Genomic DNA, 14,046 nt, shown 5'->3' with positions numbered 1-14,046 from the left:
GACGCTCAGCGGATCAGGTGGGTGACGATGTTGGCGCCCACCGCCGCCAGATGGTCGGCGTTGTCGCGGTAGTCGAGGCTGCCGGAGAAACCGCCGGCGGCCCGCACCTGCTCAATCCAGGCGGGGGCGGCGCCCAGCGCGACCAGACGCTTCACCATCTGGTCGGTGGAGCGCAGCGTCATGCGGCCGTTCTCGGCCAGACGCGGGGCGTGAACCATGAACTCGGCCGTCGGGGCGGCGTAGCGCGGGTAGCCGGCCAGATAAAGGCCGACGCACATGCTCTCGCAGGACTGCCCGCCGGCCACGCGGGTGGCGACGGCACGCCCGGCCTGCCGTTCCGCCAGCATCAGGTCGATCATGCGGTAGCCCGCGGTGGTGAAGCCGCCGGGGCTCGACAGTTCGACCACCACCGGCTGGCCGGCCGGCACGCTGCGCAGCGCGTCGGAGAAGCGCTGCTCCACGGCCGGGGTGATGATGCCGTCCAGCCGCAACGTCGTGGAGTCCGTCTGGTCGACGCGGACCAGCGTGGCGTCGGGAAAGTCGGAGGCGACAGGCGGCGGCGCCGGGTTCGGACGGTTCACCGACAGGCTGTCGGCGGTCGCGGCCCCAGACGAGCCGACCGCCAGCAGCAGCCCCAGAACCATCATGCGTGCAGTCGCGCGAACCGGCATCGAAACCTCCTTGCTCTGGGAAGGAGGGTGCCGGGAAATGCTTGCGTGATGGTTAACGCGAAGCCTGTCCGAAAGTGCAACGTCCTTCGCAGCAGGCTGTTTATGGAGGAAGGCGATCGTCTGGGCTGTGACTGGTGAAACAATTTTGCGCATTTTGCGCCGCGACCATGCTGATTCTGTGGGCCTTCCAGGGCTTATCGGCGGAATTGGTTAATAATGTGGCGGTGCAGCAATTATCTCGCGGTTGCGGAGTACCGGCCCCGGCACCGGTGCTCGACCGTGTGACTTTGGACGGGGTGGCGCGCGGCGTGATCGTGGCCGTGCCGGCGGGCTACCGCCCCGACCATCCGCACAGCCTCGTCGTCGCCTTCCATGGGCGGACCAACAGCAACGCCGAGGTGCGGCGCTACTTCGGCCTGGAAGGGCAAGCGGGGGAGCCGGCGATCGTCGTCTATCCGGCCAGCCTGAAGGACGCCCGTGGCTTGAACATCTGGTCCGACCCCGGCGACCCGCCGGACCGGCTGCGCGATTTCCGGCTGTTCGACGCCGTTCTGGAGAGCATGGCGGCGAGCTATTGCATCGACATGGGCCGGGTGTTCGTCGTCGGCCATTCGCTGGGCGGGTCCTTCGCCAACAGCCTCGCCTGCGCGCGGGCTGGGGTGATCCGCGGCTTGGCCAGCGTCGGGGGCGGGTCCGCGCGGCCCAAGGACTGCGGCGGGCCGGTCGCCGCCATGGTCCTGCACAACCCGCGCGACGAGCAGGTGCCGGTTTCCGAAGCCCTGCGCCTGCGTCGTGCGCTGCTGGCCCAGGACGGCCTGCCGACGGGCAGCGAGCCGGACGAGCCGCACCTTTTCAACTGCCGGCGCTATGGCGCCGAAGGCGAGGAAAACCCGATTCTGTGGTGTCCGCTGGCCGACGACCGCACGCGCAACGGACGCTTCTACCCGCATCACTGGCCGCAAGGGGTGGGGGCGGCGATCATGGCCTTCTTCGCGCGGCTGGACTGAGTTCACCGTCCGCGGCAACAATTGTTGGCTGTGCCCATTGCCGAGGCCGCCTCATTCCGCCAAGATGCCGTGAAAACGACCATCAGGGACGGAACGCATTGATGTCAGACAGCGCCGCCGTGGCGGCCGCCCTGCGGACGGAGGGGGCGGACAAGGCCGCGCTCCGCCTGGACGGCGTGACCTGCACCTTTCCATCGCCCGACGGACGCGGGCAGACCTACACGGCGGTGCAGGGCGTGACCCTGTCGGTCGCCGCGGGGGAATTCGTGTCCATCGTCGGGCCGACCGGCAGCGGCAAATCCACCATCCTGAACGTCGCGGCCGGCCTGCTCGCCCCCAGCGCCGGGCGCGCCCTGACCTTCGGGGAGCCGGTCGACGGCATCAATCCACACGCCGGCTACATGTTCCAGGCGGACGCGCTGATGCCCTGGAAGTCGGCGCTGGAGAATGTCGCCGCCGGGCTGGAGTTCCGTGGCGTGCCGCGGCGCGAGGCGGAGGAGCGGGCGCGCCCCTGGCTGGCCCGCGTCGGGCTGGACCGCTTCGGCGACCGCTACCCCCACCAGCTCTCCGGCGGCATGCGCAAGCGGGTGGCGCTGGCCCAGACGCTGATCGTCGACCCCAAGATCGTGCTGATGGACGAGCCCTTCTCGGCGCTCGACATCCAGACGCGGCAGCTGATGGAGAACGAACTGCTCGACCTGTGGTCGGCGGACCGCAAGTCGGTGGTCTTCATCACCCACGACCTGGAGGAGGCCATCTCCATGTCCGACCGGGTGCTGGTGCTGTCCGCCGGCCCCGGCGCCCGGCTGATCGGCGAGTACCGGGTGGATCTGGAGCGTCCGCGCGACGTGGCGGAGATCCGCATGACGCCGCGCTTCCTCGACCTGCACCGGGAAATCTGGGGGCAGCTGCGCGAGGAAGTGCTGAAGGGCTACGCCCAAACCAAACTGAAATGACGTCCAAGCCGACGTGAGGACCCCATGGCCGTGGCCCGTGTGAAACGCCTGCCGAGCCGTCCGGTGATCCTGCTGCTGCAGGTCGCCGTGCTGATCGGTTTCTTCCTGATCTGGCACGTCCTGACCGCGACGAAGATCCTGAGCCCCTTCTTCTTCGGCACGCCGCTGGCGGTGCTGGAGCGCACCTGGAGCGACTTCGCGTCCGGGGTGATCTGGTACCATCTCGGCATCACCCTTCTGGAAACCGCGCTGGCCTTCGTCATCGGCACGGTGGCGGGAATCGCCTTCGGCTTCTGGTTCGCCCGTGCGCCCTTGGTCTCCATCGTCTTCGACCCCTACATCAAGGCGGTCAACGCACTGCCCCGCGTGGTGCTGGCGCCGATCTTCGCGCTGTGGTTGGGCCTCGGCATCTGGTCGAAGGTAGCGCTGGGGGTGACGCTGGTCTTCTTCATTGTCTTCTTCAACGTCTACCAGGGCGTGAAGGAGGTCAGCCCGGTCGTGCTGGCCAACGCGAAGATGCTGGGGGCGAGCAACCGGCACCTGTTCCGGCACGTTTATCTGCCGTCCGCCCTGTCCTGGGTCTTCTCCAGCCTGCACACCGCGGTCGGCTTCGCCATGGTCGGTGCGGTGGTGGGCGAGTATCTCGGCTCCGCCGCCGGCCTCGGCTACCGCATCCATCAGGCGGAGGGGGTGTTCGACACGGTCGGCGTCTTCTCCGGTATGCTGGTGCTGACGATCTTCGTCGTGGTGATCGACGCCGTGGTGACCGTCATCGAGAAACGCCTTCTGCACTGGCGCCCGCAGGAGGCGCAGACGACCAACGCGCAGGGATGACTGCGCCATAGCAAGAAAACTGGGAGGGAAGCCATGCGTATGAAAAGCGTGATCGCCGCCGCGGCGGTGGTCCTGGCCTTCGGCATCGGCGGGGCGAACGCCCAGCAGGTGGAGAAGAAGGACCTGAAGCTGGCGGTCGGCGGCAAGCCGCTGCTCTATTACCTGCCGCTGACGGTGGCCGAGCGGCTCGGCTACTTCAAGGAGGTCGGGCTGAACGTCGAGATCAACGATTTCGGCGGCGGCGCCAAGAGCCTCCAGGCGCTGGTCGGCGGCTCGGCGGACATCGTGACGGGCGCCTTCGACCACACGGTGCAGATGCAGGCCAAGGGCCAGCCGATCACCGCCGTCGCCCTGCTGGGTCGCTATCCGGGCATCGTTCTGGCCGCGGTCAACAAGGCCGGCACGATCAAGTCGATCAAGGAGCTGAAAGGCAAGAAGATCGGCGTGACCGCCCCCGGCTCCTCGACCAACTTCATGGTCAACTACCTGCTGACCCAGCACGGCATGACGCCGGAGGATGTGTCCTTCATCGGTGTCGGCGGCGGCCCCAGCGCGGTGGCCGCGGTGAAGCGTGGCGAGATCGACGCCATCGCCAACCTCGACCCGGTGATCAGCCAGTTGGAGGCCGACGGCGACGTCACCACCATCGCCGACACCCGGACGGAGAAGGGCACGCTGGACACTTACGGCGGGCCGTACCCGGCGGCGGTGCTCTACACCACGCCGGACTTCATAAAGGAGAACCCGAAGACCACCCAGGCGCTGGTCGACGTCTTCGTGCGGACGCTGAAGTGGCTGGACCAGGCCAAGACCGAGGACGTTCTGAAGGTCCTGCCGCCGGAATACTTCCTCGGCAACCAGACGCTCTACGCCCAGGCCTTCGAGCATTCGAAGCCGACCTACTCGCCCGACGGCCGCTTTTCCCAGGAGGGGGCGGAGGCCGCCTACAAGGTGCTGAAGGCCTTCGACAAGGCCGTGGCCGCGACGGACATCGACCTGTCCAAGACCTACACCAATGCCTACGTCGAGGACTCGCTGAAGCGCATCAAGTGATTTGTTCCCTCTCCCGTCCCGGGAGAGGGTGCCCGCGACAGCGGGCGGGTGAGGGTCGTCCAAGGATGGATCCGGTGATCCTTGGCGATACCCTCACCCTCCCACCGCTTCGCGGCGGGTCCCTCCCTCTCCCGGGGCGGGAGAGGGGAGAAGGGTGCGACATTCCGTCACCGGCACCCCCGGTCTCTGCGCCGGTAGACTGGACCTAATTCGTCCTGTTTCGATGCGGAGCACCAACCCCATGACGGAAGTGATCTTTTACGGTCTGTCCGGCTGCACGGCGAACGCCAAGCAGAAGCTTCAACTCCAGGCCGCCGGCCACACGCTCGTGGAGCGCGATCTGGCCGCCGAGCCCCTCACCGCCGAAACCCTGCGCCCCTTCTTCGAGGACCGTCCGGTCGAGGACTGGTTCAACCGCCGCGCCGCCGCCGTGAAGACCGGCGCCGTGAAGCCCGACGAGCTGGACGAGGAGTCGGCGCTGGCCGCCCTGCTGGCCGACCGCGACCTGATCCGCCGCCCGCTGCTCCAGGTCGGAGCGGACCGCAAGGCCGGTTTCGATCCCAACACGCTGCACGCCTGGATCGGCCTGACCGCGTCCGGCGAAAGCTGCGACGACAAGCATTCGCGCGGCGTCTGCGACCACGGCCATCACCATTTCCCGAAGCAGGGCTGAACGCGGAATCAACTGGCGGGGTGACCGCGGGGAATGGTTGAATGCCGGGCTATGGACCGGCCCGACCAAGAGCTTGCGGAACTCCTCGACACCCTGGGCGCGCTGCTCTCCGCCGCGCCGCCCGGCGCGCTGGCCCGTCTGCGCGAGCCGTTGCGGGCGCTGCGGGACCGGCTCGACGCTGTCATGGAGGCCCCGGCGCGCCCTCATCTGGGCGAGGGCGAAGCCCATTTCCGCGCGCTGCTGTCCGACGCGATTGGCTGCGTGTCCGAAGGCTTCGTGCTGTTCGGCGCCGACGGACGGCTGGTGCTGTGCAACGACCGCTACCGCGCCGCCTACCCGCTGCTGTCCGACCATCTGATTCCTGGCGTCCGTTTCGCCGACCTGCTGCGCGTCGCGGTGGAGCGGGGGGCGGCCGGCGACGATCTGGGCGACCCGTCCGACTGGATCGCCGAGCGGCTGAACCGCCACATCCGCAGCGGGCCGCCGACCGACCACCAACTTGGGGACGGGCGCTGGTATCGCATCAGCGAGCACGCCACGCGCTTCGGCGGCGTGGTCAAGATCCTCACCGACATCACCGAACTGAAGCGCCACGAGGAGGCGCTGGCCGACAGCGAGGCGCGCTACCGCCGGCTGGTCGAGATGGCGCCCTACGGCATCCTGATCTGGGATGGGCTGCGGCTGCGCTTCGCCAACCGCTCCGCCGCGCTGATTCTGGGCAATGGCGATCCCGATGCGATGCTGCGCATCCCGCTGGTCGAGGCGACGGAGTTCGACGGGGTGCAGCGCCTGTTCGACTGGCTGCCCCCGCCCGGCAGCGGCCTGGAAGCTCCGCCGCCGGTCGAGGCCCGCTTCGTCACCGCGCAGGGCGCCCTGCGCGAGCTTGAGGTCGGCATCCACCCCTTCGCGGTCGAGGGGGAGGCGGCGTGGTTCCTCGTCCTCACCGACATCACCGGGCGCAAGCAGGCGGAGCGCGCCATCCAGCAGGCGCAGAAGATGCAGGCCATCGGCCAGCTGGCCGGCGGCATCGCGCACGAGTTCAATAACATGCTGACGGCCATCGGCGGCTTCGCCCAGATGGCCCGTCGGGCTCCGCAGGACCGCTCGCGGGTCGAGCAGTGCCTGACCGAGATTGTCAAGGCGACTGACCGCGCCTCCGGCCTGACCGCCCAGCTTCTCAGCTTCGGACGGCCCGGCCAGACCGACGCGGCGCGTCCCGTGCGCGTCGGCGCGGTGATCGACGACCTGCGCCGCTTCCTCAGCCCCACGCTGGGCGAGCGCCACCCGTTGCGGATCGAGGGCGCTGGGGGCGGAGCGGTGGTGACCATCGACCCGGCGCTGCTGCACCAGTCGCTGCTCAACCTCGTGCTCAACGCGCGCGACGCCATGCCGGAGGGCGGGCCGATCGCCATCGCGGTGGAGCGGACGGACGATCTCGGAGTCATCATCACCGTTGCCGACACCGGTTGCGGCATTGATCCGGCGGTGATCGACCGCATCTTCGAACCCTTCTTCACCACCAAGGAACCGGGGGCCGGGACCGGACTGGGGCTGGCGCTCGTCTATTCCACGGTCGCGCGGGCAGGCGGCGACGTCGAGGTGGACACGGAGCTGGGGCGCGGCACCGTCTTCACGCTCCGCTTGCCGACGGAGGACGTCGCAGAACCGCAGGACGCGGACGCCCCCGGCCTGGACGACGCGTTCCTCCTCGACGCGGCGGACGACGAGTTGGAGGGGCTGTCGATGGCCGCCACCGTCCTGCTGGTCGAGGACGAGGCGCAGGTGCGCGACTTCATCCGCCTGACGCTGGAGGACATGGGCATGCGGGTGGTCTGCGCCACCGACGGCACCGAGGCCCTGCGCGCCTATGCCGACCATGGCGGGGCCTTCGACCTGCTGGTGACCGACCTCGTGATGCCGCAGGTCGGCGGGGCGTCGGTGGCGCGCGCTCTGCGCCGGGAGAATCCGGACCTGCCGACCGTCCTGATGTCCGGCTACCCGCCGGAAACGGAAAGCCTGGACGACCTGCTGGCCGACCCGAAGTCAGGCGGGCGCCGCATCGTCTTCCTGCGCAAGCCGATCAACCCGGACGAGCTGGCCGACACGATCCACGCGCTGCTGATCTGATGGCAGGGCATCGATGAGCGCCGTGCCGCCGCCTTCCTCCCTTCCGACCGACGGCATTCCCATCGGCGCCTACGACGTCGACGCGCTCCTCGGCGAGCTGAGCGGCGACGCGCCGGAGGAGTTGCCGGAGTCCGCCGTCTGCGTCCGGGTCGAGGAAATCTTTGCTCCCGCCGCGCGATTCCTGATCGCGGAGGAACTGGCGGAGTTCCTGGAGACGCGCGGCATCACCCCCACCGAATTCCTGCACAAGGTGGAGCCGCAGCGCTCCTTCCTCGACTGGCCGCGCCGCGTCCAGGTGCTGGAGCGGGTGGCCCAGCGGCAGGCCCGCCCCGGACGCCGGTCACCCGCCATGCGGCTGGAAGAGCTGAAGCGGCTGGAGCAGGAGGTGCTGGCCGTCACCGCCCGGCGCGCCCACAGCGGCACCGCCCTGTCCATCGACGCCAAGCAGTTTGCCGCCACCGTGGCCCAGACCATGACGCGGACGCCGGGCTTCGCCGGGCGCCACACCATCGATTGCTGGCTGTCCGCCTGGCTGGGGGAGGGGCGCAACCACGAGCTTCGGCTGGTGCGAATCCTCTCGCTCGACGGGGATGGGCTGTCCGGCGAGGGCATCGCCATCCTCGACCAGATCGTCGGGGAAATGCTGGCCAACGGGCTGGTGGTCGAGGCGCTGTTCGGCTGGGCGGACGGGCTGCGCGGCGTGCTCGACGCCATGGCGATGGTCTGGCGGGGCGAGGCGCCGTCGCACCCCGACGCCCCGGCGGTGCTGCACCGCCTGTCTGCCTTCGTCGCCCGCCATCAGGCGCGCGCCGCCCGGCTGGGGCTGGAGGCGGGAGTTCACCACGCCCTGATCGGCGACGCACCGCTGTCCGGCACCAAGGCGGAGCCGAACAGCGTCGCGGCGGTGCTGGACGAGCTGTCGGCGATCAGCCTCCTCGCCGCGCGCCTGACGGTGAAGGGCGGGGTGATCGGCGGCGAGCGCACGACCCGGCTGATCGACCGGCGGGTGGCGCTGCTGCTGTCCGGCGCGCGGCTGGAGGCGGTGCTGCACGCCAAGAGCCACTACGCCCGCATCGTCGATCTGCTGGCCTTCGAAGGGGCGGTGTCGGGGGAGCGCAGCCGGCGCATGATCGTCGCCCATCTGCGTCGCCACCTGGAGGCCCGCGACTTCACCCAGCGCCTGTTCGAAACGGCCCGCACGCCGCGTGCCCGCATCAAGGCGCTGGCCGACCTGCAACGGCGCGTGGCGCGCTCCACCTTGCCGGACGGCCTGCGCGAGCGCTACGTCCGCATGCTCGACGAGATCCAGAACACCTTCCTGCGGACCAACAAGGTCTTCGCCCGCATCGCCAAGGACCGGCCACCCCACGTCGACGAGGTCATGGAATTCGCCAGCCTGCTCGCCGAGGGCGCCTTCACCGAGGGGAAATGCGTGGCGGCGGCGCGCGAGCTGGTCGGGCACCATGTCCGCTCCACCGCCTTCCTGCGCGGCTACCTCGCCCGCTGCAAGGACGCGACGGAGCAGCGGGCCGACCGCTTCGCGCAGTTCTTCGCCACGCTGGCCGGCGCCGGCCTGCCGATGCGCGCCATGAACACGCTGCGCGTCCTGCTGGCCGACGACGAGCCGGCCGCCCGAGGCTACGTCGAGATGATCCTGCGCGACCTCGGCATCACCGACCTGACCATCGCCCAGGACGGGCGCGAGGCACTGACCCGATTCGAGGAGCGGCAGGGTGCCTTCGACCTCATCGTCTGCGACTGGAAGATGCCGCGCCTGTCGGGGCTGGAGTTCCTGAAGCTGGTCCGCGCGGTGCGTCCCGACATGCCCTTCCTGATGGTCACCGCGCTTGCCACCATCATCGCGGTCGAGGAGGCGATGGCCCACGACGTCACCGCCTACATCGCCAAACCTTTTTCTCCCGAACAGCTCGAAGAGAAGATCCTGGTTCTGGTGAACCGGCGCTGAGCGGTGGAAATCGTATGCTCACGGTAGAATCCGATCGTACGAAGGCGAACAGCGAAACGGGCTGTTAACGGCTCCCCTCCTATTACGGGTCTATGCAGATCGCGCCTTGCGCGGCGGTACACCCATGACGATGGAGCGGGGCTCCGTGGATCTTTCCGGCCGGGGCGGGCTGCCCCCACCGACACCGACCTCGACGTCCGTGCCGTTCGGCCGGGCGGGGACGCGGCGCCGCGCCGCGGGCCGGGCGGGCTGACCGACCTGCTGTTCCTCATGCTCGGCGCCGCCGGCCTGCTGGCCGTGATGATGCCGGAGGAGGGGCGCGACCGGCTGATGCTGCCGCTCGGCGTGATGACGCTGGCGATGGCGGCGCTGGCCGTGCTGTCGGTGCGCCGCGCCCGCGCCGCGGCGGCGGCCCTCGACCGCTCCGCCCGCCTGCTGCGCGCCGCCAACGAGGAACTGGCCGCCAGCCGCCAGCGCTTCCGCGACTTCGCCGAGGCCGCGTCCGACTGGTTCTGGGAAAGCGCCTCCGACCACCGCTACACCTACGTGTCCGAACGGCTGCCGGAGCTTCTCGGCGGCGATCCGGCGCCGGTGTTCGGCGATTCGCTGCTCGACCTCGGCGCGCTGGTCGAGGACACCGACACCTGGCTGGACCATCTGGCCGACATCGAGGCCGGGCGGGCCTTTCGCGACCTGGAAATCACGCTGCGCGACGGGGCGGGCGACACCCGTGTCTTCCGCATCAGCGCCCAGCCCTTCACCGACGCGGACGGGCGGTTCGCCGGCTACCGCGGCACCGGCATCGAGACGACCGCGGAGACGCTGGCCCTGGTCGAGGCGCGCTTCATGCAGTCGGTGGTGCACGACGCGCTGTCCAGCATCTCCGAGGGCTTCGTGCTGTTCAGCCCGGACGACCGCCTGATCTTCTGCAACGAGCGCTACCGCAGCGCCTACCCGAATCTGGCCGACGTGCTGGTGCCCGGCACCGCCTTCAAGGACATCCTGCGCGCCGCCGCCGAGCGCGGCGGGTACGAAGGCGACGACCGCGAGATGGCCGACTGGATCGCCGAGCGGATGAAGCGCCACCTGCTGCACACCGATCCGGTGGACGGCCGCCTGTCCGACGGGCGCTGGTACCGCATCAGCGAGCACGCCACCGGCTCCGGCGGCATCGTGAAGATCCTGATGGACATCACCGAGCTGAAGCGGCGCGAGGAGCAGCTCGCCGGCCAGACGGAACGGCTGGAGGCCACCGTCAGCGCGCTCAGCGAGAGCGAGAAGCGCTACCGCCAGCTGGTCGAGCTGGCGCCCTACGGCATCGTCATCTGGGACCGCCGGGCCATCCGCTTCGGCAACGCCGCCGCGGCGTCCATCCTGGGGGTGGGCGGCAGCGGCGGGCTGGAGGGGGTGGACCTCAACCGCTTCATCGTCGAGGCGGAGGCCGTGACGACGCGGCTCGGGATGGGCGCGGAGGGCGACCACCAGCGCGTGGAATGCGCGATCGCCCGCCCGTCGGGCGAGCAGCGCCATGTGGAGATCGGCGCCTTCCCAGCGGTCTACCAGCGGGAGGCGGCGGTTCTCCTGGTGCTGAACGACGTGACCGAGCGCCGCCGTGCGGAGGCGGAGCTTCAGAAGTCGCAGAAGATGGAGGCGGTGGGCCGCATGGCCGGCGGCATCGCCCATGAGTTCAACAACATGCTGACCGCCATCGGCGGTTTCGCCCGGCTGGCCGAGCGGGCGCCGGACGATCCGGCGCGCGTCACCACCTGCGTGCGGGAGATCGCCAAGGCGTCCGACCGGGCGGCCGCGCTGACTGCCCAGCTTCTCGACTTCTCGCGCCGCCGACCGTCGGACGAGACGGAGGTGGTGGCGCTGGCGCCGCTGGTGCGCGACCTGAAGGTCTTCCTGAAGCCGCTGCTGAGCGCCGGCATCGATCTGGACATCCGCATCGGCGACGGGGAAGCGCACGCCGTCGCCAACCCGGTGATGCTGAACCAGGCCATCCTGAACCTCGCCCTCAACGCGCGCGACGCCATGCCGGACGGCGGGCGCCTGACCATCGCGCTGGACAGCGCCCTGCCGGATGCCGGCTTCTTCGGGCGGCACGGCGCGCTGGCGCACGGCCGCTACGCCGTGATCCGCGTCATCGACGAGGGCTGCGGCGTGCCGGAGGCGGTGCGCGACCGCATCTGGGAGCCCTTCTTCACGACCAAGGAGCCGGGCAAGGGCACCGGCCTCGGCCTGTGGATGGTCTACGGCACCGCCCAGCAGGCCGGCGGGGCGGTGGAAATGGAGGCCGGGCCGGACGGGCGTGGCAGCGTCTTCTCCATCCATCTGCCCGCCGTTCCCGCTCCCGCTCAGGCCGGTTCGCTGGCGGACGGGCTGGGGCTGGGCGAGGACGAGGGGGCCGCCATCCTGCTGGTGGACGACGAGGATTCCGTGCGCACCTACGTCCGCTTGGCGCTGGAGGAAGCCGGCTGCACGGTGACGGAGGCGGTGGACGGGCTGGACGCGCTGGAGCGCTGGGACGAATGCGGCGGGCTGTTCGACGCCGTGGTGTCCGACATGTCGATGCCCCGCATGAACGGGCTGGAGCTGAGCCGCGCCCTGGCGGAGCGCAACCCCGACCTGCGCATCCTCTTCCTGACCGGCTACGCGTCCCATGAAACGGCGGCGGACATGACGGCACAGCCGGGCCGCCGGATCGTCATGAAGCCAGTGGCCCCGGACCGCCTGATCGAGGCGGTGCGCGGGCTGCTGGCCGAATGAGACGGGGTTAGGGCATGGCATCGGACCAGAGCATCGCGGACGGCCGGGATAGCGGTCGTGACCTGGACGCGGATGGCGGGAGCGACGCCGTCGTCTGCCGGACCCCGGAGGACTTCTACACCCCGCAGGGCCGCGACAGCATCGGCCGGCACTGCCAGCGCTATTTCGACGAGAACGCGCTGACCCCGACCGAGCTTTTGCATTCCCCCCGCCACCAGCAGAGCCTGTCCAACATCCCGACCTTCGTCGCCATCCTGCAGCAGGCGGAACGGGCGATGGACCGCAAGGGCGCGCTGACCGCCCTGGTCAACGAGGTCGCCCGGCTGACCCGCGAGCGGCTGAAGGACGCCCAGCCGCCGGACCTGACTCCGGCCAGCTACGCCGCGACGGCGGAGCGGCTGATCGCCGCCCGCGACGCCTTCACCGGGCGCTTCATGGTCGATGCGGCGCTGACCACGCACCTGTACCAGGGCCGCAGCTTCGCCGAAAAGGCGCGGCTCCTGCTGGAGGTGGCGGACGGCCTGGAGGACGCCGACGCGCTGGCGCCGCTCGACCGGTTGCTCGGCGAGATCCTGCGCAGCGACACCGGCACCGCCTCCTGCTCCCTGGACGCGCCCTTCGTGGACCGGGTGGACATGATCGTGACGCTGATCGCCGGGGACAAGCCGCTGTCCGACGAGGCGCCACCGGTCTTCAAGGGGCTTGAGACGCTGGTGCGCCGCACGGCCATGCCGGTGCTGAGCGACAGCCTGATCGTCGCGCTGCGCCGCGAGTTGTCGAAGCCCGACCGCTTCACCATCACCAGCGCCGGCGACCTGTTCGGGGTGGAGGCGGTGCAGCGGGAGATCATGGCGCTGAGCCAGGTGTCGCAGCGGCTGCGCACGGGGGAGGGCTATTTCGGCGGTGCCCGGACGGAGGCGGCGCTCCAGCGGCGCAGCGCTCTGCTCGTCAACGAGGACACGCTGCCCGAGATCACCAAGGGGCGGACGCTGATGCAGAAGCTCCGCATCCTGTTCGTCCTGCAGAGGATGCCGCTGTCGCCGAGCGCCGAGCGGGCGGTGAACGGATATCTGACCCAATTCTTCGACGGGCGGGATTTCGCCGGACGCCTGCTCGACTGCTGGAAGGAGAAGACCGAGAAGCTGAAGGGGCTGTCGGAGGTCCAGAAGCTCGTGCTCGACAGCGCCTTCGCGGAGGAAGCCCGCGACCATATGGCCGGGCAGATCGACGAGATCCAGAACGCCTTCATCCGCACCCAGCGTCTGCTGAGCCCCCTCCAGGGCAAGGACGAGCCGAACCCCGACACGGTGCTGGAGATGGTGCGGCTGGCCGGCGACGGCGCCTTCTGCCGCGGCAAGAGCCGGGCGGCGGTCGCCAAGGCGCTGTACCGGCAGGTGCACCGGCCGCGCTTCGTGCGCTCCTTCCTGCTGGGCGCCACGGGCGGCAAGGAGCGCTCGGCCCGCGCCTCCTGGATGCGCGGGGCGCTGGGGGTGATCGGCGTGCCCTTCATCGACCTCGGCGCCATCCGCGTTCTGGTCGTCGACGACGAGGACGGGCCGCGGCACTTCGTCGAATCGGTGCTGCGCGACCTCGGCATCGGCCACATAGACACGGCGTCGGACGGCCAGGAGGCGCTGCTCCGGCTGGCCGGGGACGGCGCGTACGACCTGATCGTCTGCGACTGGATGATGCCGAAGGCCAGCGGCCTGGACGTGCTGCGCCGGGTGCGCGAGGTGCGGCGCGATCTGCCCTTCCTGATGGTGACGGCGCTCGCCACGCTGAAGGCGGTGGAGCGGGCTCTGGCCCACAACGTCAGCGCCTACATCGCCAAGCCCTTCACCCCGGAGCAGCTCGAGGAAAAGGTCTTTCTCGTCCTGACGCAGAAATCAGCCCCCGGCGCGTGAGCGGAGCAACCAAAGCTGGTTGCCGCATTCTTTTAAGTCTCCTTTGAGTTATCTATTTTCGGGCCGAGGCACCAAAACAATCTCGA

At 69.8% G+C, this 14,046-nt stretch carries 10 protein-coding genes; 9 read left to right on the top strand and 1 reads right to left on the bottom strand.

What is annotated here, in order from left to right:
* Positions 1-5: 5 nt before the first annotated feature.
* Positions 6-671 carry an ATP-dependent Clp protease proteolytic subunit gene (locus ACWPN7_RS12055; RefSeq protein WP_459197670.1) on the bottom strand — a complete coding sequence of 222 codons (666 nt, stop codon included), beginning with the start codon at positions 669-671 and terminating at the stop codon, positions 6-8.
* Between the two features lie 167 nt (positions 672-838).
* On the opposite strand from ACWPN7_RS12055, the gene ACWPN7_RS12050 reads away from it, so the two are divergent.
* From ACWPN7_RS12050 to ACWPN7_RS12010, 9 genes are all read left to right on the top strand, one after another.
* Positions 839-1,678, top strand: a complete 840-nt coding sequence (locus tag ACWPN7_RS12050; RefSeq protein ID WP_459197669.1) for a CE1 family esterase — start codon at positions 839-841, stop codon at positions 1,676-1,678.
* Positions 1,679-1,779: 101 nt separating this feature from the next.
* Positions 1,780-2,634 (top strand): ABC transporter ATP-binding protein, encoded by an 855-nt coding sequence (locus ACWPN7_RS12045; RefSeq protein WP_014240224.1) that lies wholly within the window; start codon positions 1,780-1,782, stop codon positions 2,632-2,634.
* A gap of 24 nt (positions 2,635-2,658) precedes the next feature.
* A complete protein-coding gene (locus tag ACWPN7_RS12040) occupies positions 2,659-3,468 on the top strand; it encodes an ABC transporter permease (protein WP_014240225.1) in 810 nt (269 codons plus the stop codon).
* Positions 3,469-3,501: 33 nt separating this feature from the next.
* Complete coding sequence (locus ACWPN7_RS12035; protein ID WP_349621665.1) at positions 3,502-4,521, top strand: ABC transporter substrate-binding protein; 1,020 nt, start codon at positions 3,502-3,504, stop codon at positions 4,519-4,521.
* Between the two features lie 241 nt (positions 4,522-4,762).
* On the top strand, positions 4,763-5,194 hold the full coding sequence (locus tag ACWPN7_RS12030) for an ArsC/Spx/MgsR family protein (RefSeq protein ID WP_035673230.1): 432 nt from the start codon (positions 4,763-4,765) through the stop codon (positions 5,192-5,194).
* 51 nt (positions 5,195-5,245) lie between these two features.
* Positions 5,246-7,321 carry a hybrid sensor histidine kinase/response regulator gene (locus ACWPN7_RS12025; protein WP_459197668.1) on the top strand — a complete coding sequence of 692 codons (2,076 nt, stop codon included), beginning with the start codon at positions 5,246-5,248 and terminating at the stop codon, positions 7,319-7,321.
* Positions 7,322-7,334: 13 nt separating this feature from the next.
* Positions 7,335-9,287: a response regulator gene (locus ACWPN7_RS12020; protein ID WP_492273293.1), complete on the top strand. Its 1,953-nt coding sequence runs from the start codon at positions 7,335-7,337 to the stop codon at positions 9,285-9,287.
* 270 nt (positions 9,288-9,557) lie between these two features.
* Positions 9,558-12,056 (top strand): hybrid sensor histidine kinase/response regulator, encoded by a 2,499-nt coding sequence (locus ACWPN7_RS12015; protein ID WP_492273292.1) that lies wholly within the window; start codon positions 9,558-9,560, stop codon positions 12,054-12,056.
* A gap of 14 nt (positions 12,057-12,070) precedes the next feature.
* Complete coding sequence (locus tag ACWPN7_RS12010) at positions 12,071-13,960, top strand: response regulator (RefSeq protein WP_459197665.1); 1,890 nt, start codon at positions 12,071-12,073, stop codon at positions 13,958-13,960.
* Positions 13,961-14,046 lie beyond the last annotated feature (86 nt).

The organism is Azospirillum sp. UENF 312511, assembly GCF_058780635.1.
Note: the sequence above shows the minus strand (reverse complement) of the source record. Positions and strands in the feature narration are given on the sequence as shown.